At 28.6% G+C, this 24,454-nt stretch carries 20 protein-coding genes and 1 tRNA gene; 3 read left to right on the forward strand and 18 right to left on the reverse strand.

Features of this window, described 5'->3' with window-relative positions:
* Positions 1-69 precede the first annotated feature (69 nt).
* Positions 70-2,928: a cation-translocating P-type ATPase gene (locus ACWXVO_RS02155; RefSeq protein ID WP_456002317.1), complete on the reverse strand. Its 2,859-nt coding sequence runs from the start codon at positions 2,926-2,928 to the stop codon at positions 70-72.
* A gap of 181 nt (positions 2,929-3,109) precedes the next feature.
* Positions 3,110-4,825 (reverse strand): amino acid permease, encoded by a 1,716-nt coding sequence (locus ACWXVO_RS02160; protein ID WP_438340370.1) that lies wholly within the window; start codon positions 4,823-4,825, stop codon positions 3,110-3,112.
* Positions 4,826-5,033: 208 nt separating this feature from the next.
* Between ACWXVO_RS02160 and ACWXVO_RS02165 the strand changes: the two genes are divergently transcribed.
* The gene (locus ACWXVO_RS02165) at positions 5,034-5,573 is read left to right on the forward strand and encodes an isochorismatase family cysteine hydrolase (RefSeq protein WP_455995023.1); all 540 of its coding nucleotides are present in this window, start codon (positions 5,034-5,036) and stop codon (positions 5,571-5,573) included.
* A 52-nt stretch (positions 5,574-5,625) separates the two neighbouring features.
* On the opposite strand, the gene ACWXVO_RS02170 is transcribed toward ACWXVO_RS02165, so the two are convergent.
* From ACWXVO_RS02170 to ACWXVO_RS02180, 3 genes are all read right to left on the reverse strand, one after another.
* Positions 5,626-5,715: transfer RNA gene (locus ACWXVO_RS02170), tRNA-Ser, on the reverse strand.
* Between the two features lie 238 nt (positions 5,716-5,953).
* On the reverse strand, positions 5,954-7,696 hold the full coding sequence (locus tag ACWXVO_RS02175; RefSeq protein ID WP_456002320.1) for an MATE family efflux transporter: 1,743 nt from the start codon (positions 7,694-7,696) through the stop codon (positions 5,954-5,956).
* 33 nt (positions 7,697-7,729) lie between these two features.
* The gene (locus tag ACWXVO_RS02180; RefSeq protein ID WP_438340373.1) at positions 7,730-8,500 is read right to left on the reverse strand and encodes a hypothetical protein; all 771 of its coding nucleotides are present in this window, start codon (positions 8,498-8,500) and stop codon (positions 7,730-7,732) included.
* Positions 8,501-8,673: 173 nt separating this feature from the next.
* Here ACWXVO_RS02180 and ACWXVO_RS02185 point away from each other — a divergent pair, with 173 nt between their 5' ends.
* On the forward strand, positions 8,674-9,201 hold the full coding sequence (locus ACWXVO_RS02185; protein ID WP_456002323.1) for an adenine phosphoribosyltransferase: 528 nt from the start codon (positions 8,674-8,676) through the stop codon (positions 9,199-9,201).
* A 52-nt stretch (positions 9,202-9,253) separates the two neighbouring features.
* The gene (pepF, locus tag ACWXVO_RS02190; protein ID WP_456002326.1) at positions 9,254-11,086 is read left to right on the forward strand and encodes an oligoendopeptidase F; all 1,833 of its coding nucleotides are present in this window, start codon (positions 9,254-9,256) and stop codon (positions 11,084-11,086) included.
* A gap of 64 nt (positions 11,087-11,150) precedes the next feature.
* Here pepF and ACWXVO_RS02195 read toward each other — a convergent pair whose 3' ends face one another.
* The 13 genes from ACWXVO_RS02195 to ACWXVO_RS02255 all read right to left on the reverse strand — a co-directional run bounded on the left by ACWXVO_RS02195 (position 11,151) and on the right by ACWXVO_RS02255 (position 24,395).
* Positions 11,151-12,035 (reverse strand): aromatic motif membrane protein, encoded by an 885-nt coding sequence (locus ACWXVO_RS02195; protein ID WP_456002329.1) that lies wholly within the window; start codon positions 12,033-12,035, stop codon positions 11,151-11,153.
* 4 nt (positions 12,036-12,039) lie between these two features.
* Positions 12,040-12,870: an aromatic motif membrane protein gene (locus ACWXVO_RS02200; RefSeq protein ID WP_456002332.1), complete on the reverse strand. Its 831-nt coding sequence runs from the start codon at positions 12,868-12,870 to the stop codon at positions 12,040-12,042.
* Entirely contained in the window at positions 12,857-13,834 is a 978-nt protein-coding gene (locus ACWXVO_RS02205) for an aromatic motif membrane protein (RefSeq protein ID WP_456002335.1), read from the reverse strand. Before ACWXVO_RS02205 ends, ACWXVO_RS02200 begins: the two co-directional genes overlap by 14 nt.
* Entirely contained in the window at positions 13,812-14,516 is a 705-nt protein-coding gene (locus tag ACWXVO_RS02210; RefSeq protein ID WP_456002338.1) for an ABC transporter ATP-binding protein, read from the reverse strand. Before ACWXVO_RS02210 ends, ACWXVO_RS02205 begins: the two co-directional genes overlap by 23 nt.
* Before the next feature lie 2 nt (positions 14,517-14,518).
* Positions 14,519-16,318 carry an ABC transporter permease gene (locus tag ACWXVO_RS02215; protein ID WP_456002341.1) on the reverse strand — a complete coding sequence of 600 codons (1,800 nt, stop codon included), beginning with the start codon at positions 16,316-16,318 and terminating at the stop codon, positions 14,519-14,521.
* 152 nt (positions 16,319-16,470) lie between these two features.
* Positions 16,471-18,270 carry a molecular chaperone DnaK gene (gene dnaK, locus ACWXVO_RS02220; protein WP_438340381.1) on the reverse strand — a complete coding sequence of 600 codons (1,800 nt, stop codon included), beginning with the start codon at positions 18,268-18,270 and terminating at the stop codon, positions 16,471-16,473.
* Between the two features lie 215 nt (positions 18,271-18,485).
* Positions 18,486-19,589, reverse strand: a complete 1,104-nt coding sequence (locus ACWXVO_RS02225) for a nicotinate-nucleotide adenylyltransferase (RefSeq protein ID WP_455993820.1) — start codon at positions 19,587-19,589, stop codon at positions 18,486-18,488.
* The gene (locus ACWXVO_RS02230; protein ID WP_444704829.1) at positions 19,590-20,837 is read right to left on the reverse strand and encodes a Y-family DNA polymerase; all 1,248 of its coding nucleotides are present in this window, start codon (positions 20,835-20,837) and stop codon (positions 19,590-19,592) included.
* Positions 20,830-21,255: an iron-sulfur cluster assembly scaffold protein gene (locus ACWXVO_RS02235; RefSeq protein ID WP_444704830.1), complete on the reverse strand. Its 426-nt coding sequence runs from the start codon at positions 21,253-21,255 to the stop codon at positions 20,830-20,832. Before ACWXVO_RS02235 ends, ACWXVO_RS02230 begins: the two co-directional genes overlap by 8 nt.
* Positions 21,242-22,417: an aminotransferase class V-fold PLP-dependent enzyme gene (locus ACWXVO_RS02240; protein WP_456002344.1), complete on the reverse strand. Its 1,176-nt coding sequence runs from the start codon at positions 22,415-22,417 to the stop codon at positions 21,242-21,244. The genes ACWXVO_RS02235 and ACWXVO_RS02240 overlap by 14 nt, the downstream gene beginning before the upstream one ends.
* Positions 22,410-23,156, reverse strand: a complete 747-nt coding sequence (locus ACWXVO_RS02245; RefSeq protein ID WP_444704832.1) for a TlyA family RNA methyltransferase — start codon at positions 23,154-23,156, stop codon at positions 22,410-22,412. Before ACWXVO_RS02245 ends, ACWXVO_RS02240 begins: the two co-directional genes overlap by 8 nt.
* A 1-nt stretch (position 23,157) precedes the next feature.
* The gene (locus ACWXVO_RS02250; RefSeq protein WP_438340387.1) at positions 23,158-23,589 is read right to left on the reverse strand and encodes a transcription antitermination factor NusB; all 432 of its coding nucleotides are present in this window, start codon (positions 23,587-23,589) and stop codon (positions 23,158-23,160) included.
* Positions 23,589-24,395: a YmdB family metallophosphoesterase gene (locus ACWXVO_RS02255; RefSeq protein WP_438340388.1), complete on the reverse strand. Its 807-nt coding sequence runs from the start codon at positions 24,393-24,395 to the stop codon at positions 23,589-23,591. Before ACWXVO_RS02255 ends, ACWXVO_RS02250 begins: the two co-directional genes overlap by 1 nt.
* Positions 24,396-24,454: the final 59 nt, after the last annotated feature.

The following is a 24,454-nucleotide window of genomic DNA, read 5'->3' on the forward strand; positions in this document are numbered from 1 at the left end:
TTTGTGTTGCCTAGTTAATAAATATGTGTCCAGGATTCTGGGTACATATCATTTTTTGATAATTTAAGCTTATTTTTTAGCTTGTTTTCTTTCTTTCGGAGTTAATATCATTTCGAAATTCACAATAGAGTTATTTTTACTTCTTCTTTTTTCAATTAACAATAATATGACCTTATGAACAAAATAAATAGGAATAATAATTAATGGAAGGCCAAGCCCATAAGCAAGCAATGTCGGTGATGATGAAATATCCTCATATCCCTTAAATGCTATTGTTATTTTTTGAACAAGGGCAACAAGCAATAAAAATGACAATGAGAAGATAACAGATGCATAAACCTTTCAATAATATAATGGATTTGAAAGAATTATTGGTTTTTTAGACATTAAATTAACTGAGTTAAAAGCTGACGTAATACCAAGAATTAAAAAGGCAATAGTTGAAGCGGCACTAATTATTTTATCAGGCCCAAGACCCTGATTATAAGCCCATAACGCACCCAAATAATAGCCAATCATTGATATAATACCTATTAAGACGCCCTGCCATAAAATATTTATACCCATTTTATTAGCAAATATTGACTCATATTTTGAAAGAGGACGTCGATTCATATAATCCTCTTTTGTATCTTGTAGTCCTAAAGCGATGGCCGGAAAACCATGGGTAAATAAGTTAATTCATAAAAGTTGTGTTGCTGATAAAATATATATTTCTTTATTCTTCAAAACATCTCAATTATGAAATACAGCCTTAAATATCAACAATCCAAGAAAAACTAATATAATTTCAGCAACAGAAGTAATTAGCAAATTCTGAATTACATTTTTTATTTTTTGATATATTGAACGACCGTTTTTTACTGCTGAAACAATTGTCGTAAAATTATCATCAGCTAGTATCATATTGGCTGCTTGCTTTGAGGCTTCTGTACCAGTAATACCCATCGCACAGCCAATATCAGATGCCTTTAAGGCAGGAGCATCATTGACTCCATCGCCGGTCATTGCTACAACTTGATTTCTTTTTTGTCAAGCATTTACAATTCTAAGTTTATCTTCTGGCTTAACGCGAGCATAAACTGAGTATTTCTCAATATTTTGGCTTAATTCTTGATCGCTAATTTTATCTAACTCTATGCCAGTTATCGCTAGATCGCCTTCATTAAAAATATTTAATTTTTTAGCAATTGAAATAGCTGTATTTATATTATCACCAGTAATCATTACTGGTTTAATACCAGCTTGACGACAAATTGAAATTGCGTCTCTTGCCTCTTCTCTAGGAGGATCAATCATAGCAACTAAACCTTCAAAATTTAAATTATTCTCTAGAAAATCAAGTTGATCACTATTATTCTTAGCTAGCAATTCCTCTAAAGTTGATTTAGTTATTTCTTTAGATGCAACCGCCAATACTCGGTATGACTCATTTGACCATTGATTATTAATATGAAAAATGCTATTTTTTTCATAAATAGTTGTTAATGTTCTATTAACTAAAACATCAGGTGCACCTTTAACGATAACTATATATTTATCGCCAATCTTATTGATAGTAGTCATCAATTTACGATCAGAATCAAATGGTCAAACATGAATACGCTTGTATTGTGACTCAAGTTTAGCCTTGGTCATAAATTTTGAATGCTTATATAATTCATATAAAAACGATGACTCTGTAGGATCGCCAACAACCTTAAATTCTCCATTATCTAGTGATAAATTTGCCTCTGAACAAAGTGAACCGTACTCAATAATTTTTAGATATTTTTCATTCATCGATGTATCACTGAGTTTTTTATTATCTGAACTAAAAATGTCAACAATTGTCATTTTATTTTGAGTTAAAGTACCTGTTTTATCAGAGCAAATAACTGCACAGCTGCCAAGAGATTCAACTGCCATCAAATCCTTGACAATTGCTTGTTTCTTAGCCATTCTTTGAACTCCTATTGCCAAAATAATTGAAGTAAATGCAATTAGACCCTCAGGAATGGCGGCGACGGCTAGCGAAACTCCGTTAACAATAACTGTACTTCAAAAGGTCATTTCCTTATACAAAGAAGGGCTTGAGACAGCAAACAAAATTTGTGCTAGCATGCTACATAAAAATAATCCAAGTCCTACATATCCAAATATTTTTCCTAATTTGTTAATTTTAATTTGTAGTGGACTCATAGCCTCTTTTTGATTGCTTACAAGTGATGAAATTTTACCAAGCTCGGTTTGTTGTCCAATAGCACTAACGACATAATAACCAGTTCCGCTAGCAATAATTGAAGATGAATATAACATAAATTTACGATCAGCTAAAGGTAAATCTAAATTCCTCTTGAAATTATAATCTTTTATTGCCGGTTCACTTTCACCCGTCAGTGAGGATTCAATTGACGATAAATTCGAAGAAAATAATAAATAACCATCAGCAGGCACCACATCGCCAGCTTCTAGCAATATAACATCTCCAATCGTAACATCTTTTGAATCTATTGAAATTAATATACCATCACGGATAACTTTGGCCTGCAAGGGATTTAATTTACTTAATGCATCAACAGCCTTTGCACTTTTTATTTCCTGAATTGCACCAACAAGAGAATTTGTTAAGACTACAAATAATATAATTGATGGCTCAATAAATTCAACAACTAATTCTGTATTAAAGTTTCATTGCCTATTAGATGCGCTAATAATTGCAAAAATATATGATAACAATGCAGCAAACAACAAAATAATTACAAGGATATCTTTAAATTGAGTTAAATATGTAAAAAAAGGATTTATTTTCTTTGTTTTTTTTAATTCATTTAAACCAAATGTTTCCTGGCGATGAGCAGCTTCAGCTGAAGTTAACCCTTCTTTTATCCTAGTATCTAACATATCATCATTAATTTCTGGGTATTTTTCGATCTTTTCTTTTTTCATAAGTTACCTTTTTATTTTACAAAACAGTGGAAATAATTTTATTGATATATTTTTAAAATTTTACATTATTTTTATAGTTTTTAAGGGGAGTAAAAAAAATAATGAACCCGTTTTAATAAAATACAAAAATATAAAAACCAGCACTTTAAAATAAGTGCTAGTTTTTATATTTTTTTTGGAATTAACGAGCTGTTTCAAATGTATTAATAACTAAATTATTTAATTCATTTGCTTCTTTAGCTAATTCTAATCTGCATGGGCAGTAATATTCTGCTTCACATTCACAGTATTGACCAGCAAGAATTTTTGATAATTTTTCTCTTCTTCATAGAGCTAATTGTTTTTCAATAGGTGTTGAAGCAAAGAAAATTACCATATATAGAACAAATAATGCTGATGTTGCACCATATCCAACTAAGTCAGAAACAAAGTTTGCCTTATCAGTTCCTTGAGCTGTGAAGTATTTAGCAAGTGTCAATCCAAGTGAAACAAATGGATCTAACATGTAGAATACTAATGTTGTTATAACCATAACAACAGCAATAATACCTGCTCATACTGTGTGTTTGTTCTTTTGAACAGCAATAAAGTTTTTCTTTCTGTTTTCAAGAGCACCAACAACTGCTAATGCAATAAACATAAATGCAAATACAGCCATTCAGTTAGCCATTAAGTCTGAGAATGACAATAATGTACCAATGTCGTATCCGTATCCTGTTCCATAACCAGTGATGTCGATATATGCATACGATCCAATTGCTGTAAATACAACCATAAATGGTAGAGATAATAATAAACAGAATAGAGTTCCAACGATTGGCATTTTACTGTTTTTCATATATCTGTATACTGAAGCAGGAACATAAATTTCCCCTTCTTTAATTAAGTCTTCTACGAAACGAGTTGCTCATAATGAGAATCCATTTAGAATACCTATAACACCAATAGCAATAAATACATTAATTAGACCAAATGCTCAACCATGACCTTTTCCTGCTAATAAATCACCAAAGTCATAGAAACCACCTGACTTAGCACCAAGTGACATAGCTGCAGCAATAACAATGTAAATACCAGTCATTGATAATAGACCAATAACTAAAGCTGCAGGAGTTTTTTCAGGATTCTTCATTTCTGATTGAATACCAGCAGAAACATAGAAACCATCAAATGCAAAGAAGATACCTGCAATTGATCCAAATATACCTAAAACTGGAGTTAATTTTAAGAAGTTTGTAGAATCTTTGTTAAATAATGTTTCCTTAGTAATAGGGGTTCAGATATCTGCATTTCCTTCTTTTACACGTAATCCTAGGAAGATAAATCCAACAATTACGATAGCTACTAATGGGATAAACTTAACTGATGTTATTATTAAGTTTTGAATGTTTCCAGCACGACCACTTAAACCAGCTGAAAATAGCATTCATATTGTTAATACTAGTCCAATAACGAAGTAAATTCATGGAGCAGCATGTGATCCACCAAAGTTTGGAGTTAATCCAAATCCAGAAGCTGCGTCTTGGAATTGAAGTATTACATAATAAGGCATAAAGAAGTATGTAAATGGTAGATATAAGTAAGTCATAAAGAACTTATTAGCCTTATATATGGCTAGCGTGTTAAACGCCTTAGATCAACCAATCATACCTAAGTTGTCATTACGACCTGACGCTACTTCAACTAGAGCAAGAGCTAAAGTAACAACAGCAAAACCGGCAATTAATCATGTCGCTAATGATAGAGCGATATTTCCGGCAGAGTATTCTAGAACTGCTTTAGATCTTAAGAAGATACCAACACCAATCGAACCACCAAGTACGACCATGATTGCTGCAAAGAAACTTATTTTTTTCTTTGTGTCAGAAGTAACAACCATTTGTTCTTCGGCCATCATATATTTCCTTTCATATAAATTAAAAAATAAATAAAATTCGAACTTTAGATACACCAACATTTATATGTCTCTATGTCCCACAAAAGATGTATCCAAATTAATATTATATTGTTTTTTAAAAAATGTTAAAATAATTCACGATAGCAAGGTCTTTTTAATAGAAGAGCTTAATACATTGATTCTATAAAATTAATATTAAGAGGGTATAATGAATAAAATAATTTTTGTAATTGATATGCTAAACGGTTTTTGTAACAAAGGAAAAATGGCAAGCATTCATATCAACAATCTAATCCCAAAGATTGAAAAGTATTTATTTAAAAATAAAAATGAAAAAATGTTATTTGTTTGCGACTCACACAAGGAAAATGACGTAGAAATGAAATCATACCCTTTACATTGTTTAGAAGAAACATGAGAAGCTGAAATAGTAGACGAACTAAAACCATATGTAACCGATGTTATTAAAAAAAACTCAACCAACGCTTTTTTTGCCTTTGTTAAATCAGGTTTAATTGACTTAATTTATAAATATGATGTATTTGAAATCCTAGGATGTTGCACTGATATTTGCATATTGCAATTTGCCCTTACCTTGAAAACATATCTTAATTTTAAGGGTTTAGATAAGGAAATTATCATTTATAAAGAACTTGTTGATACATTTGAAAATGAAAATCATAGTAGAAAAACATATCATGATTTTGCGCTTGAATTAATGAAAAACAGTGGTATAAAAATTAAATAAAGTAGGCCTTTGAGATGCCTACTTTTTTGGATATTTTGTTTTTAAAATAATATGGCGGGCAATAAGGGATTTGAACCCTTGCGAGCTATTAACTCCTAACAATTTTCGAGACTGTCCCCTTCGGCCGCTTGGGTAATTGCCCTTTTTTAACAATATAAATTATAAACAAAAAACTATTTAAGCATTTTATTTTAATTTTATCTTTATATACTTCTTACCAAACATATCACTCTCGTAACTTGTTTACTTAAAAAATTCTAATATTATTATCAAAAGTGCTCAAATTCTTAGCTGCGCAAATAATTTAAATTAGATTAGTATTGATACTAACCGCCAAATATTTTTTTATAGCAATGAAGAATTATATTAATTATGCTAATTTACGAAATTGTTTTTGGTTTCTTATGTTGGTTCTCTTCAGTCACATTTCTTAATCAATTAACCTTAGCTGCTACAATTTCAAATATCCCTCATCTAACGAAATCAATTGAAAAATATAGAAAATATGACAATTCGAGACTCAAGGAGCTTGTATGATTATTTCGTAGCGGTATAATGATTACAAATGTTAGGATTATTAATCACATAAATGATAATCAATGCGCAGATAACATAGTTAATGAACCAACAATATTCCTTCCGCCAGCCCCTGGCAATGCAGCGGCTGTATAGAACCAACACCAAATAGGATTAATAAATAAAAATGTTAATGATGTAAGCAAAAATATTCTAGTAAATGTTGATGCAACTTGAGCCTTCATTAGACTTATTCATTCCAAAACAACAGGCAATCTAAGAAATTCAATAATCTCTCTATTGCCGAAATCTGATTGTCCATTTCTAACATCTTTAAGCATTTGAGTTACCTTATTAATTATTTGCGGATCAATTACTCCAGATTTTAGTTGAACATCAAACACTGATTGTATTAGCTTTGGGTCACTTGATCTTAAATAAAACTCAATATTATGAGAAATAGATTCCTGTGTCCCTTTTGATGTAGCGGGTGAATAGGCAATACCAAAAATAACGCCTAACATAATCAATGACATACAAAAACCTGAAATAGTATGAAAACCTCTTAGAGCATAACCGTGTTTTTTGGCTTCTTCAAAATTATTTTTACCTAGGTTACCAGCAACAAAATATGAAACATTAGATGAACAGGCAGAGGTAATAGCCGATGTTATTGATGAGAGACTCTCAACTAAACCTAAAATTGTAACTGCGTTAATTCCCATTCACTTTTCCCCGATTCCGGAACCGTTTGCCAAATCATCCGGAAAGGCTCTAGCTCAAATGATCATTCTAATAGGTAGAATAAGCATTGCAACAATTGTTATTAACATAGCAGGTATGCGTTTTAATATTTGCTTTGCAATCGGCCTAGTTATATAGTGAATTTTGAAAATGTTAATAAATATTGGTCTATCCTTATAGTAAGTTAATAAGGAATCTGACAACAAACATACCAATCCACTAACAATAGAACCAAAAGCTGCATAATAAGCATGACCCTTAAATGCATACAACAAAATAGAATTTATTGTAGCATTTGTAGCAAGAGTTAGACATGCTGAAATAAAAGCTAGATTTGAATGGCCAGTTTCATTGAGTTGCATATTCGTGTTAAAGTTAAAGGATGTCAAAACTCACGAAATTGCAATAAGCATTAAATACATTCTTGCTTCATTTAGAGCTGCGCCCTTAATCTTGGCGCCGCCAATAAGATGTATCAATGCAGTCGGCTGACTTCAAGAAGCTACAGCAAGCAAAATACTTATAAATAAATACATCCATATTCTAAGGTTCATAATTTGTTTAACCTTATCAAAGTCTTTTCTACCATAATATTGGCCAACAAACATACCTGCAATACCTTGTATAGCAAAAAATATTGTATATATAATTCCAGTGTAAGTATTGGCGTAAGTTAAGGCATCAATTCCTGAAGGAATGTGACTTACCATAAAGTTATCTAAAAAACCATTTAAGCAAAACAAAATTTCACCAATAATTATTGGCCATGTTTTTGAAAAATAGAGCTTTAAATCATGCTTAGATTGAGGCAGCAATCTTCTCAAATAATGCTTTTTTTCTTTCTTTAAAACATTAGATGACATAATTACTCCTTTCTAAAATATTTAAAATTTAAATTAAAGAATTCAAATCTTCTCCTTAATTTCCTTTAGTGTCAAATTATCATCAAAATCAATATTTTTTATTAACTTTAAAAAATCTTTTTTATATAAATATCTTTTTATTAACAAATCTGTTCTTTCTGGGTCAGAAGCTAAAAATATCATTTTATTAACATCATCACCTGAATAATGTCTAAGTTCCTTAATAACTAAATTTTTATTAAGATTGAGCATATATTTCTTTCTTTTATCATTGGCTCTTAAATGTGAAACTGAATTAACATACAACCAAAAGCCTACAAAAGCAGCAATTGCACCGTTTCGACCTGCAGTTCGTTTTTTTAATGATATAACGTCAGACTGATTAATAGCCTTCTTTATATTAGGAAAATATTCCTTACTAAATTTTGGCCCTGTGAGTTTAGATAAAGATAAAACAGGACATGAGGGATCTAATAATGGATTAACCAAATTTTTTGGAAACAGTTTTATTAATATTTGTTTTTCTAATGTTGGGTTATGTCCTATAAATGTAATTTCATTAATATCAATTTTTGAATTAATATCGTATATATGTTTTATTATATTTTGCTTCAATGTTGATCAAATGCCTTTTATTGATTTAATTTTTAAAAAATCAATAATAAATGTTCTTGTTTCGAATTTTCCATTTTGATTTAAAGCACCCACTGTATAAGCAAAGGGAGTATTAACTGGAATTGCTAATAATCTTGCAAAAGGATTTGATATCGCTTCAAAATCAATATATACATATTTACTATTCATAATTAGAATTATAGCACTTTTATCAGAATCGAAGGTTCTAAGAAACATTTGACAATATTTTTGATTTAAAATTAAGTATATTTTTTAAAAATGTTTTTATAAAAAATACAATTACTTCCAAATTTTAATTTTTGTAACTACTTATTTTATAAGTAAATTTGTAATATAATATTATGGCTATGGAATTAAAAAAATATATTAGAACAGTTGAAAACTTTCCTGAACCAGGTGTTAAATTTAAGGATATATCTCTTCTTTTGGCTAACGGTAATGCCCTAAATTACACAATTAATACTATGTCAGAATTAGCTAAAGATGCAGACATTATCGTCGGACCAGACGCTAGAGGATTCCTTTTTGGCACTCCTGTAGCCGCTAAATTATCTAAACCTTTTATTATGGTAAGAAAAAAGGGGAAACTGCCTGGCGAAGTTATTAGTTGTGCTTATGGTTTAGAGTATGGGCGCTCAATCCTTGAAATTCAAAAGGGATTAGTAAAACCGGGACAAAAAGCAGTTATTATTGACGATGTTCTAGCTACCGGAGGAACCTTAGAAGCAATAACAAAATTGTTAAAGGATCAAGGAGTTGAAATCCTAAAAATTATTGTGCTAATGGAACTTGACGGTTTTAATGCAAGAAAAAGATTGAACTGTGAAATTGATAGCTTAATTTTTATAGATAAAGATAATATTAAGTAAGTTCTGCTAGAACTTATTTTTTGTATAATTTAATTTTATCGAGGAGGTATTAATGAAAAAATATAGTAAATATGAAGAAATTGAGTCAGAATATCGCTTTGACCTGGAAGATATTTTAGGCAATAAAACATATCAGCAACTTTTTGATGAATATTTTGCCTTGTTTGAGAAACAAATAGAAATAAAAGATTCAAAATATGATAATTTTGATAATTTTGTTGCTTCAATAAAACTAAATGAGGAATTCATTTTGTTGAGTAACAAAATTGAAAACTATCTATCGAATAAATTAAATATAAACATTATTGATCCTAAAATCAATGAGATGATAGCAACTTTTGAAGCAACAAATGCCAAATACACAAAAAGATTGGGCTCAGAAATTAATCGTATTGATCGACATAAACAAAAAATTAAGGAATGGCTAAATAAACCAGAATTAAAGGAAGTAAAAAAAGATCTTGAGGCAATATTGCTTGAACTAGATCATAAATTGGATGATAAGATTGAAACATATTTAAACGATACAATCTCTGGTCATCCAGATGTAACTGAATTGTTTGGTGTTTTAACCGATAGTGAAATTACATTTGGCTATGCACACGATAGACATGGCAAAAAACATGAAATTACAAGAGCAAGCATGCAATCATTTAGAAAACACGCTGATGAACGAGTAAGAAAAGAAAGCTATTTTAATTATTTGAATGGTTATTTAAAACATAAACAAATTTTAGCCAAAATGTTATATCAATATATCAAGGAGTTATCGGTTAATGCCCTACATCGAAAATATCCTTCAACGCTTGATTCAATTTTAATGAATGACCATGTTGACAAAAAATTGCTTGAAATTATTTATGAAAGCGTAATTTCAAATATAGATATATTTAAAAAATATCATAATGCGCATGCTAAATTCTTTGAAGCTAAATTCAATAAAAAAATGGAATTATGAGATACTTCACTTGATTTGATAAAAATCAAGAATTCATATTCAATTAAGGATGGCCAAAAAATATTAAAAGACATAACCTCAGTAATGCCATATGAATACCCAAAAATAGTTGATAGAGCTATCAAAGAAAGATGAATAGATTATATAAATGTTCCCTCAAAAAGATCGGGAGCATATTCAATTGGTTCAACACATGGAATTAATAAGCTTTATATTTTAATGAACTGAGATAATACATTCAACTCTGTAAACACCTTGTGCCATGAAATGGGACACTCAATGCATTCATATTTTTCAAATAAAAACCAAAGTGTATATCGAAGTCAATACACTATATTCATAGCCGAAATAGCTTCAATATTTAATGAGTTATTACTAAATGATTATTTAATTTCAAAAGCAAAAACAGATGAAGAAAAATTCTTTTTACTTAATGAAAGCATTAATGACTTTGTCGTCACAGTATTAAGACAAACACATTGGTCTAATTTTGAATATGAGTTATATAATCGCATTGATAATAATGAACCTCTTAATTCATATGAAGCTATTGAAAAAATTTATGTTGATGTATCAAAAAAATATCAAATAAGTGAAAATGAAGTAAAAATTGGCAATCCAATAAATATTCATAGCGTTATGGTGCCTCATTTCTTTTCATATTTTTATGTTTATAAATATGCACTCGGTTACATTGTGGCAAACTTCTTCTTTCAAAAATATAAAGTCGAAGGAAAAAGCGCATTGGAAAATTATGTTAACAACTTTCTATCAGCAGGAGATAAAGATTGACCGGTTAATGTCTTAAGGGACGCTGGCGTCGATGTATATTCAAAAGAAATTTATAATATGGCTTTCGAAATTCTTGATGACAAGGTTAATGAGTATATAAAATTAGGAAACAAAATTTTTACAAAAAATAAATAAATAAATAAATAAAAAACTCACAATTAATTTTGTGAGTTTTAGTTTTTAAAATAAATATTTATTTTTATTTTGAATCATCAACATAGACAATTGTGAATCTAAGCGGTTCGCCGCCAAATTCTTCATCGAATAAAGTTTTTATATAAGCCTTATCGGCGCTTGTTTTGTATAATCTCAAGGCTCTTACATATTTTGCAAGATCAAATTTCTTTAAAATAGCTTCATTTTGAAACAAAGCCGGATAAATATGAGAATATGTAAAAATTGAGACTTCTGAATTTCCGTCAGATTTTTTAGTAATCGATAATTCAAGAATAATACCTTGCTTAGTTAATAAATAAACATCATAGGAATCTTTATTATTTTGTGAACTTTCTTCAATAACATATTGAAGCATTTCATTTGTTTTAGGGCGATTAAATGATCCTAGATCCAAACTGTTTTTTTGAAGTTCTTTACTTAAAATATCAGTAATACCTTTAAATTGATTAAAAGCTTCATAAAGAGCAAACGTAAATCGATCAAGATTAAACAAAAACCATAATCAATTATCTTTAAAAAGTTTAGCTAATTCAGGGCGATATTTTTCCAAAGCAATGACCTTATTCTTTGAATTAAAATTATCATTTGATTTAAAAAATGCAATAACATTATTGGCATAAAGCAAATAATCTTTAATCTCGGTTAAATAGTTATCATTTATCCTTTTTTGTTTATGTATATAGGCATTTTTATCAGCGTTGTTTTTAAAGGCTAAATCAAGAAGTGAATTAACATATTCATATTTCAAAAAAACATCTCATTTTTTCTCTTTTTCATCATTAACAGCTATTGGGGATAATTTAGATTTGTTATTTTGCTGACTCGTATTTTGGCATGATATAACAGCAATTGGTGCAAATAATGTAGCAAGAGCTAAACCAGAAAGAATTATTTTTTTTCGCTTCATAATATTATATGTCCTTCAATATTAATAAACCAAGTGCTGGAAAATTATAGTTCTTAACAACAACATTCTCAAAAGCATCAAATCCACGTTTGTTATGATGAATAATCGCATTGTGAACAGCATCTGAAACTAACTTAATTGATATCTTCGAAGATATTGATTTAGGAAAATAAATCATTCTATCAAAAGTCAAAAAACTTTTATCACTTTTATTTTTAGAAATCAAAATTCTTAATAAGAACTTGTTTTTCTTAAGATAAAAAATATCATCTTTGGATTCAGGCGATTCATCTCCTTCTCTCAATTGATCCCAGTTGTTATCAATAAAATTTGCATCATTTGGTTCAAATTTTTCTGCGTGGTTTTTTAAAGCTGCGATAAATTCATCGCTATGCTTAACTTGACCAAAATCCGGAAATTTTCATCAATCCAAAAAAGTTCATGTAAATCTTTTAATGTTTTTTATAACAAATAGTCAATTTTTAGAATAAAAATCCCTTAATTTTTTAATGTTTTCCTCATTATTTTCATCGGTAAACTTTTGGGTTATTTTTTTTGCCTCATCAAAAAGCTTCTTCTCATCTTTTTGAGACTCAAGAAAATTTGTTTTTGCTACTTCATCGCCTTTAAATCTTAGGTCTATTAACTGCTTTATCAATAAGTTGGTTCTCTCTTCATCAGGATTTTCAATATTAGGAATATATTCAAAACCCTTAGGGATATTATTTCTTAATTGAGTGCTTGGCTCATTATTAATACACGAAACTAGCCCATATGATAAAGGTAAGACTGAAATAAATGAAGTAGATAAAATAATCTTATTAATTTTTTTCATCGATAAACCTCATAGTAAATTTAAATATTTTAAGTTCTTCTTTATTTATTTCATTTAAAACATCAGCTAGATCATCATTATATTGATATATAGCGTGAAATTCAATATATTTTTCATCAATGTATGGCTTAATAAAAGTTTTTTCATCAAATGGCTCATTTTCTAGTTCGGCATCTTCTTTTGCTGATTCTAAATTCGATTTGAAAGTTTTAACACGCTTCTCAAAAATTTTTTCTTCTAGTTGTTTTAGTTGATCTTCAATATTCATTTCATTTTTAAAAATAAGAATATCTGGAACTATCAAAAGTTTAGGGATTCCCTTATCTATAAATTTCCAAATCTTAATTACCTTGTTATTATCAAATAAAAGATAAACAATTTCCTTGTCTGTGAAGACATTATATTTTTTAAGTTCAGGTATATCCTTAAAAGGCATTTTAATCAATTTTTTAGGTGTATTATCTTGCACGCTAATAGAAAGAGAATTAAATTTTTTTCTAACCTCATTAAAGTATTCTTGCTCTTTGGCAAAAGTTTTATATCTATCGCCATAAGGATTAAAAATGTACTTAAATTTAGATAAATTATTCAACGTTCAATATCAATCATTTGATAATGTATTTTTAATAACCTGCATTGAAGTTAACGCCAAAGGACGATAATCTTGGTTTTTATGAACGCTATTTTGAATAAATACAGGGTCATAAACAAAAGCATATTTTAATTCGTTAAATTTAGAATCTGATTTATTTTCTTGTTGAAAAATGTAAATATTTTTTTCATTAAGATTATTTTTAGCAAAGAAATCAAGCAATAAACTAATTGATTCATTTCTATAATATTCTTTTCTTTGTTTTTTAGGAAAATCGATAGAAGTATCTCTAATATTATTTATGTTAGCACAGCTAATAGCACAAAGCGGTAATATCGGCAAAACCAAGCTAGTTAGATATAACTTTTTCATAAAATAGTTTTTCTAATGGTTCTTTTTTAATTCCGGTATATAAGATATTGCCATTATGTATTAGGGTTACAGAGTTAACATATTTATCGATTTCAGCCAAAACATGGGAACTAATTAAAATTGTAATTTTTTCATTTTCATTAATATCTTTTAACAATGAAAAAAGTTCAAATCTAGCTGTCGGATCCAAATTAGCCGCTGGTTCATCGAGAATTAATAGTTCGGGTTTATGCAATAGTGCTTGAATTAATAAAATCTTCTTTTTTTGTCCAGAAGAAAATGTATAAGGTCTTTCATACAATAACTGTTCTATATTAAAAAATTTAAGGTAGTTTTTAATTTCATTAATAGCATCAGTTTTTTTGATATTTGATAGTATTGAAAGATTGTAAAGATAATCAAAAACGGTTAATTCTTTCGGAAATTCAGCAACTTCTGGAACATATCCAATAATTGAACGTGCTTCTGCTTTTTTGATATTAATATTATTTATTAAAATATCACCCTCATAATTTGCATATGCGCCAATAATTGTTTTTATTGTTGTTGTTTTACCGGCACCGTTTTCTCCGATAAAGGCATGAAATGCACCATGCTTTATAGCAAAATTAATTGATTTAATTCCGCGATCAGTTTTTGGAAAGATTTTTTTTAGATTAATGATTTCTAGAATATTTTCCATAATTACTTGTAATCCTTTCTCTTGTATAAAGCAAAAACTGAAGCAAATAATACACCAATCAAAATTGCTCATAAAATAAAGTAAACATTTTTATTAACAATTTGTTTTTCACGATTTATAGCAAACACTTTATCCGCAGATTGGAAAAGATAGTTTGTAGGGCTTGTTGTTAACTCGTATCTAATTAAAACTTTTTCATTCTTAACAAAAAGTCTCTTTTCAAACCCTGCATATCCTCCGATGTAATAATTGAAACCAGCTATTTTTAATTCAATTTGATTATCGCCATATGAACTTGAACTTTTTGGATTTTTTATAACTGCTTCAAAAATTTTATTATTTTGGTAATTAAAATATATATAGTTTAGTAATGCAACGCCTAAATATATTTTTCTCTCTATTTCTGATTGCAATTTCTTTTCTTTAACAGCGTTTTCGTTGAATACTGTAACATTTGAATTCAAATATTGATTAATTGGACTTTCTAAATTATTTATAAAAGTAGAAATACCTTTTGTTAATTCATTATGCAAATCAATAACATTTTCAGATGTTTTATTCTTTATAAAATCATCAACAAATCTTTTAGCTATATTGTTAAAAATTTTATCATTTAATGCTTCATAAACATATTGTCATTTTAATCTCCCTACAATATTGTTTTCGGCAGAAAATTGTGAGTTATCCTCAGGGAATGAAATATTAACGCTAGATGCTCCCTCTCTCGCATAAATAATATCAGTATTAATAGTATTAGGTATAACTGAATTAGATTTTAACAATCCTGGAACAATATACTTTTCAATATTACCTTCTTTGGATGTAACCGTAAATTTAGGCAATTTAGGATTTTCGTCTAACTTATATTTATATAAAATGCTATCTAGATTGTTATAATAAATATAATTATCTTGATTTGAGTATTTAGTTTTGCTAATTGACTCAAAAACATTTTGGTTTTTAGTATTAAAAATATCTAGTAATTGATACGGAATAGATAATCATGAATAAAATTGCCACTCACTCGATGAATTATTAGCAAGTTTCATTACCTCTCTAAGATATGAGACTTGCTCGTTTGAAAATTGCTTATTTTGAGATCCGTTGGGAATAATTAACAACTCATCCTTATTATTGTTTATAAAATATGGTTCAACATTTGCTTCATTACCAGAAAAGTGATATGGATATTTCTTATTAATAAAGTAAGCAGCGTTATTAACGTTTGTTGTTGCGTTAGCTGACAATAAAGAACCACCAAGAGCTAATGGAATAAAAAACACCAAAGGCAATGTAATAGCAATTTTTTGGCTTAGCTTATATCCTATTAGCGCTGTAATTAAAGCAATCATTAAGTAAGATGCTAAGGAGATAACAAAAAATAATAGCGAATATAAAAACAGATTTGGTCCTGAATATAATGCGTATGTTGACAATAATGAAGAAATAAAAAGAACTGTTGATCATAATAAACCGAAGTATATTAATGATAATAATTTACCTAAAACCAACCCTTTTCTTGAGATCGGTTTAGCAATGCTAACAAGCTCTAATCCTTCCTGTTCGAAATCTTTAAAAATATTTAGCGCCTTAATAGATGCAAATAATACAGTTACTATAAGAACAGAAAAAATATAAAGATATGAAGCAAGCGTCAAATATTTTTCGCTAATCACAAATTTAAATACAAAACCAACTATAAATGAAAAAATTAAAGTTATAGCAGGAATGATAATCGAACTTTTCTTCTTAAAAACAGTATTAAATGCAAATTTCGAATATTTAAATGCTGAAGTTTTCATTTTTTAGACCTTTCAAATTTATAATATATAATTATATATTAAATTAGCAATAATACATATTTTTTATAATTATAATTATATTTTTAATGCAATTTTTTAAACAAAAATGTGAAATAAAAACCACTAATAAGTGGTTTTTAATATATTATAAATTAGTTCATTTCAGTATTATTCTCATCTGTTTGTGGGGTCGTATTTTGTTGTTGTTGCTGTTGTTGCTTCTTTATGAACTCCATAGCTTGAGACATTTTTTGTTCAAAATCATTTATTTTCTTTTCTAATTCATCATAATTTTTATCATTCAATTCTTTTTGGATATCTTCCTTAACCTTTTTAATTTCAGAAAGTTGTGATTCCTCTATTTTTTTAGCTTCTTCTGATTCAAGAGTTTTGTCAATTTGATGAATTAATTGTTCTGCTCTAACAGTCAATTCAATTTCGCGACGTTTTTTCTGATCAGCTTCTCTATTAAGTTCGGCTTCTTGCACCATTTTTTCAACATCTTCCTTCGATAATGAAGATGTATTTTGAATAGTAATGCTTTGTTCTTGATTTGTCTTTTTATCTTTGGCTGTAACCTTGGTAATACCATTAACATCAATTGAAAAACTTACTTCAATTTGTGGTACTCCTCTTGGTGCAGGGCTTATTCCGCTAAGATCAAATCTTCCCAAAAATTTATTATCTTGTGCCATTTGTCTTTCACCTTGTGTAACAACAATCGATACAGAGGTTTGATTATCTGCGGCAGTTGAAAAGATTTGACTTCTTGTTACAGGAATAGTAGTATTTCTTGGGATTAAGGGTGCGACAATATCTCCCTCAACAACAATACCTAGGGTCAACGGAGTAACATCAAGCAATAGAACATCTTGAATATCGCCAGCAAGAACTGCACCCTGAATAGCAGCACCAACACTAACTACCTCATCAGGATTAATTGAATTATTTGGTTTTTTGCCAGTAATATCAGAAACTATTTTTTGAACAGCTGGCATTCTTGTTGAACCACCGACCAATAAAACTTCGGTAATGTCATTTCAATTTAATTTTGCTTCATTTAATGCATCAAGCAATGGCTTTTTAGTTTTTTCTAATAAGTCCGAAGTCATTGCCTCAAATTCTGATCTTTTTAGCTCTAATTCAACATTAATTGGACCATTTTCATTCATAGCTAAAAATGGAAGTGAAATGTTTGCAACCAATGATTCTGAAAGTGAAATTTTTGCTCTTTCTGCTTCTTCTTTCAATCTAGCCATTGCCATCTTATCATTTCTAGCATCGTATTTATACTTATTGCTTATTTCTTTAATTAGTCAATCAACAATTTTGTGGTCTCAATCGTCACCACCTAAATGATTATCGCCAGAGGTTGATAACACTTCAAATGTTCCATTTTCCATTTCAAGAATAGAAACGTCAAAAGTACCGCCCCCAAGATCAAATACTAATATTTTGTGATTTTCATCCTTTGACTTATCTAACCCAAATGCTAATGCTGCTGCAGTTGGTTCATTGATAATTCTAACAACATCTAGACCTGCAATAATACCGGCATTTTTAGTTGCTTCACGTTGCGCATTATCAAAATACGCTGGAACTGTAATAACTGCTTTTTTAACTGCGCTCCCAATTTTCTTTTGCGCATATTCTTTCATATATGAAAGAATTAAGGCACTAATTTCCTCAGGTTTATAATCTTTTTGATTTGCTTTAACAGTTTTTGAACCACCCATTAATCTTTTAATTGAGGCAATACTATCTGGATTTGTCTCTAATTGTCTTTTTGCACTCTCACCAATTATTGTTTCGCCGTTTTTAAAGGCAACAACAGATGGGGTAGTTCTCTTACCATTTGGATTTTCTAAAACCTTAGGAGTTCCGTTTTCAACAATCGAAACCACAGAGTTAGTTGTACCAAGGTCAATTCCTAAAATAACTTCTTTTGTCATATTCTTTATCTCCTTTTTTAAAATTTAAGATTAAGATTTTTTACATATTTAAATCATCTTTCAATAATTTATAAAATAATTGTACCATATTTTTTAGCACTTTAATAAAATGAGTGCTAATTTTTATTTTTATTATTAAATTTCATTGATTAGCGAATTATTGCTAATTGATTTGTTATCTCTAAAAACCTTGGATATATAAAAAAAATGAGGTTTTAATTTTCGCCTCATTTTTTATATATTTCTTTTTGCTCCTCGCTGAAGCAATGGCCTCTAACATCAGATTCATATTTTGCACACCTTGAAACAATATATGAAAATGCTTTATCAAAATTTTGAAAGCTTAGTTGTCTTATTTTTTCTATTCCTTCTCATCTACGGCCCTGACTTATCTTATCAGCAACATAAAGAATCTTATCAAGCAACGATAATTCTATATCTAATGAAGTATGCTTTTTAATTGCTGAGAGAACTTCCGGATTATTATATTTATAAACATCTCTTAACCAAAAAAAAGCTGTGGTTTGATGCAATTTATATGGCTCCAAATTTGTTCGACTAAATCCGTATTTTTCCAAAAAATCATATGCATCTTGTTCATTCCAATTCTTGGTTATATCATGAGCATAACCCGCTTGGTAAGCATTTTTTATTTTATAATTATTTAATTTTGCAAGCTTTATAGCAAATTCTGCCGTCCATTTTAAGTGAAAATATCTAAATTGCTTTTCTTTATCTTTAATATCAAAGATTAGATTTTTAGCAATTTCCTCAAAATATAAAAAATTTTCACCGATGTATTTTTGTACTCTATCTTCTACTTGCGAAAAATCACCTTTTCTATATTTTGTTGAAGAAAAATTATAAATAGTATTGTTCAAAATTCTTACATTAAATTTCTTCGCATTAACTTTTGAAAACTTATTACCGCGGTTAAATGCACAAATTTTTACTTTATTAGCAATCTCATCAATTTTTTTTCATTTATTTAACATGGGTACATTATCGGTGCCAATAAATAAATAAAGTTCATCATTAGGGAATTTGCTTCTAAAATAATTTATTGTATCAATTGTGTATGAATTACCTTTTCTATTGGTTTCAAACTCAGACAAAAACATTTTATCTTCCAAGACCATATTGATCATATTAATGCGATGGTTATTAGCAACATACTCACTACTATTCTTAAAGGGGTTTTTATTAGTGGGCACAAAATATAACCTATCTAATGAAAGCTCATTTATTGCGAATTTTGCTAAGCTAATATGGCCTTTATGAATTGGATTAAAACTACCACCATATATTCCTATTTTCATTTAATCCTCCAAACTAATTCTCTTGTTTTTTGTCTTTGAATTCTTTCTTAGAAATTTTATATTGTCTGTATTGATATTTTTTTCCATGCTATATTGATATAAAGTTTTTAATAAATTATTACCATTTATAAAATTTTGTTCATTAATTATTTTTTCAACCATATTTTTTGAATCGCTAGAAAGTATATCAAATGAAGAATCAGAATTAAAAATTGTCCTTAAATTACCAATACTTACCCCCAAACCACGAAGTGGCTCTTCATCTCACAAAGAATCAAAAATCAATTCAACATTTTTTCATATCAAATCAAAGTTGCTAGTTCAAGTTGAAATACTTTTGTTTTTTGAAATCCATATCTTATTTTGACGTCTTAGCATAACAGAAACTTGTTTAGCCTCTAAATTTGCGTCACTCGCTCTAAGACATACATTTTGAGTAATTTTCTTTAATTCATTAAGTAAAAAAAGTCTATCACTAGAGTCGTCAGTAATAAATGTTTTGCTATTACTTATACTTTTAGCATCGCTATAAAATATATGATCAATCCCTGTATTAATTCCCTTTAAATTTTCAACAAGTTTAAAATAATTTTTGCCAAAAACGCTTCTTAAAAAAATATCATTATCACAATTTACTAAATCTGCTCAAGTCTTAATGTTATAGCTAATTATTTTTTTCGAATTAGCTTTACCAATACCAAAAATTTTTTCAACACCTAAATCATAAAAATGTTTTTTAATATCTTCCTTTTTTGTTTCCAAAATACCAAATGGTTTTGCCTTGTTTGTAGACATTTTTGCTAAAAATTTTGTATAAGAAATACCTATTGAGCAGGGAATGTCAAATACATTAAGGATATCATTTTGTATTTTTCTAGCAAAATCTATCGCATTGCCATTCTTTTTAATATTATTAGTAACATCTAAGTAACATTCATCAATTGAATAAACTTCCAACATATTAGAATAGTTTGTTTTTATAAAATTAAAAATTTTTTTAGACATTAAAGAATAAAGTTGATAATGAGGTGAAATAACAATTAAATCCTTAATCTTATCTCTTACTTTAAAAAGGGGATCTCCACTTTTAAAGCCTTGTTTTTTTACTTCATAAGACATAGCAAAAATGATTGCTCTCCTTGAATTCAAAGCAATTACCACTGGTTTGTTTTTTAAATTTTCATTCTTTGATCTCTCACAACTTACAAAGAATGCATCCATATCAATATGAAATATAACCTTAGCCATTTAATCCTTTTTTAAAAGCGCGATAAACTATTGAGGCACATTCTAAACGATTAAGATGAACCTTAACATTTTCAAATACCAACAATTTACCTAAATCAATATTTATATCTATTTGTTCTTCTCTGTTAATTAATTTAAAGTACTCTTCCAGAATACATAAAATTTCGCTCTTATCTTTATTTAAAACTTGATCAATCATCAATTCCACACTTGAAATAAAGATAGCACATCCGGTTGCATAATACTTTGCATCAATTAATTTATCATTTTCAAATAGTAAATTTAGCTCTATATCATCAACGCAAACTCTTGAATGTTCTTTTATACCATTTCCTCTTGGAATAGATAAACTGTGCTTTGGTTCAGAATAAGAATTAAATATTATTTGTTGTTTTTCTTGGGTACTAAATGATTTCAATAAAATTACCCCCATTTTTTAATTCCTTAATTAATTTATCAATATCCCCTTTATTGTTATACATTGCTAACGATATTCTTACATATGAACTACAATATTTGTTTGTATCTTTAAATTTATAAGCGCAAAAAGCACCAGATCTCACATAAATATTTCTGTTCCCTAGATATGATGCGACATCCTGGGCCGGAACGCCTCTAATATTGAACAAAATTATCGTATCGCCTTTTTTAGAATCAATTAAAACATTAGGCAAAGTTTGCAATTTCTCATAGGCATATATCGCAATTTCTTTCTCGTATTTAAATAATTCTGTAACATTAAAACTTTTAAAAAACTCAATTGCCCTTCCTAATTGGATAATGCCAGCAAAATTTGGTGTGCCGGGTTCTCACTTAGAAGATGAATTTCTCATTACTCAATTATTTGATTCTAAAATATTTTGCACCTGACCACCACCCCATTTTGAAGGTCGAAGATTTTTTAAAATATTATTTTTTATAGCTAATATTCCAGTCCCAGTTGGACCATATAATTTATTGCCAGAAAATGCAATAACATCGCAATAGCGAAAATCAACGCTACTATGTACAATAGCTTGGGCTGCATCGTTTATTAAAATAATGTTATTTTCTCTACAAAGTGAGTATATTTTCTTAATATCAAGATTTATTTGAAAATTATTTGTTAATTGAGGTAAAACAATAATTCGTGTATTTTTATTAATAGATTTTATAATGTCCTCACCGTCAAAACAATATCTAAATCTTATATTTTTAATGCTAAAATTTTCAAGAAAGGGAACAATTGCAGAAGAATGGTTAAAATAAGTAAATAATATTTCACCACTCTCTACAACCTTTGAAAGCATCTGCGCCACCAAATTTAAACTTTCAGTTGTACCCGAAGTAAAAATTATCTCTTCAGGATCAGCCTTAATAAACATAGCAACATCACGTCTAATTCTTTGTAGATCACTGTTTAATTTTATTCCTAGTTTCGAATCAGCAGTACGAGTTGAAATTGAATACTTTTCATAAAATTCCATCCCTTTTTTTATCACTACATTAGGCTTAAATGTTAAGGCAGCGTTATCTAAATAGATAATATTAGGATTATTTTTAAACATAGGAAAAATTTTTTCTCTTTGTTCATTAGTCATTTTTTTTCTCCTGTTTAACAAAAAAAGAAAGATATTCAATATTTTTTGACTTCTCCCCACGGATTGGGCTCTCAATAATGGGCTTTAGTAATATAAAATTATTTTCCCTAGCTATATTAATCACTTTATTAATTATATATTCATGATGTTGTTTAGGAACATATCCACCAGGTTCAACATATTTGCTGCTTGCTTCAAATTGAGGTTTAATTAAAGCAACTAATAAAACACCATTACCAAAAGTCTTATTGCAAACCTCAAAAACATATTTTAAACTTATGAAAGAAACATCACAAGTCACTAAGTTTATATCCTCACCGAATAAATTATTATTTATTACCTTAAGGTTTGTCTTTTCATATACAACGACCTTATCATTTATTCTTAAAGAAAAAGCTAATTGGTTTGTGCCTGAATCAAGAGCATAAACCTTTCTTGCTTTGTTTTCTAATAATACTTGAACAAATCCACCTGTTGAAGAGCCAATATCTAAACAAACTTTATCCTCCACGTTAATACCATATTCCTTAATTGCTTCTTTCAATTTGTATGCCCCGCGTGAAACATAATTATCCTTTTTTTGTTTAATGGTAATAACACAATCATCACTAAATCTTAATGTTGGGTAAAAAACTTTTTCATTATTTACAATTATCCTTCCTTGCATTGCTAAAGAATCAATGGTTTTTTCATCCAATAAAAATTTTTCCTTTATTAACTGTTTCAAGGTTTTTTTCATATTATTTATTAATTATTTGTTTAGAAATTTTATCGAGAATTTTATTAACAAATTTATAATCATTGCCAGGTGAAAAAAGCTTAGTAATATTAACCAATTCATATATCACTACGCTACTATCATTGTAAGTTAGTTCATAAACACCAAATATTAATATTGCTCTAATTAATGGGCTAATTCGCTCTCACTCCCATGTTTCTAGTATAAACTTCTCAATAATTTTTTTTAAAGTTTCATATTTTGACTCTATTATTTGCAACGCTTGTATTTCACAAGGATTTATTTCATTTAGGGGATTATTAACAATAACGCTCGTATCTAAATGCACACTAAATAGTTCTGATTGATAAAGATAAAAAATGATGTTTTTTCGATAATTATACTTTTTAACTAGAAAATTACCTTTCATGCTTATTTGTTTTTTTTCTTTCATTACTTCTCCAAGAAATTTATTAATTTAATCATTTTTTTATCTTTATTTTTAGTTAGCGTAAAAACTACACCATTAAACTGACACTTATTGTTTGATACTTTAAATGGCAATCTTGCATCATATCTCATTTTTTGATAAACTTCTTCAAAATTAGAACCAATAGCGCAATCCCTTGGGCCACACATTCCGGCGTCAGTTAAATAATATGTTCCATGTGGGAGAATTTTAGCATCATTTGTTTGAATATGTGTGTGGGTACCGATAAGTGCGTCAGCTTTTCCATCAACATACAAACCAAAAACTGATTTCTCTGATGTCGTTTCAGCATGAAAATCAACTATATAATAATCAGCTTTATATAAGCTGTATACCTCATCAAACTTATCAAAAAAGTTATTTGCAACCTCTTGTTTCCAAGGTTGCAATAGGGGGTTAAAAGTTATCCCCATAAATGATATAACAGCAATTTTATTCCCTTTAACATCAAATAGTCTAATACCTGACCCTGGATAGCCTTGATCTATGTTAACAGGTCTAATTAAGTCGTTATTATCAATTATATCCATTATTTCATGTTTAGCTCAAACGTGGTTACCCAATGTAAAGGCATTCACCCCCGCATTTTTTAATTGAAAGTAATGTTCAGGAATAAAGCCTTTTCTACCAGAAACATTTTCAGATTGTGCTATTACAAAGTCTATATTCTCGTCTTTAATAATTTTGTCTAAATTCTTTATAACAAAATCAATACCTGGGTTTCCAAATATATCACCAAGAAATAAAATGTTTATATTCTCTTTTTTCATAGTTTTAAATTATATATAATTTAACGTTTTTTAGGTTAAACAAGTCTTTATAAGTAAAC

The organism is Mycoplasma sp. 1890 (genome assembly GCF_053851615.1).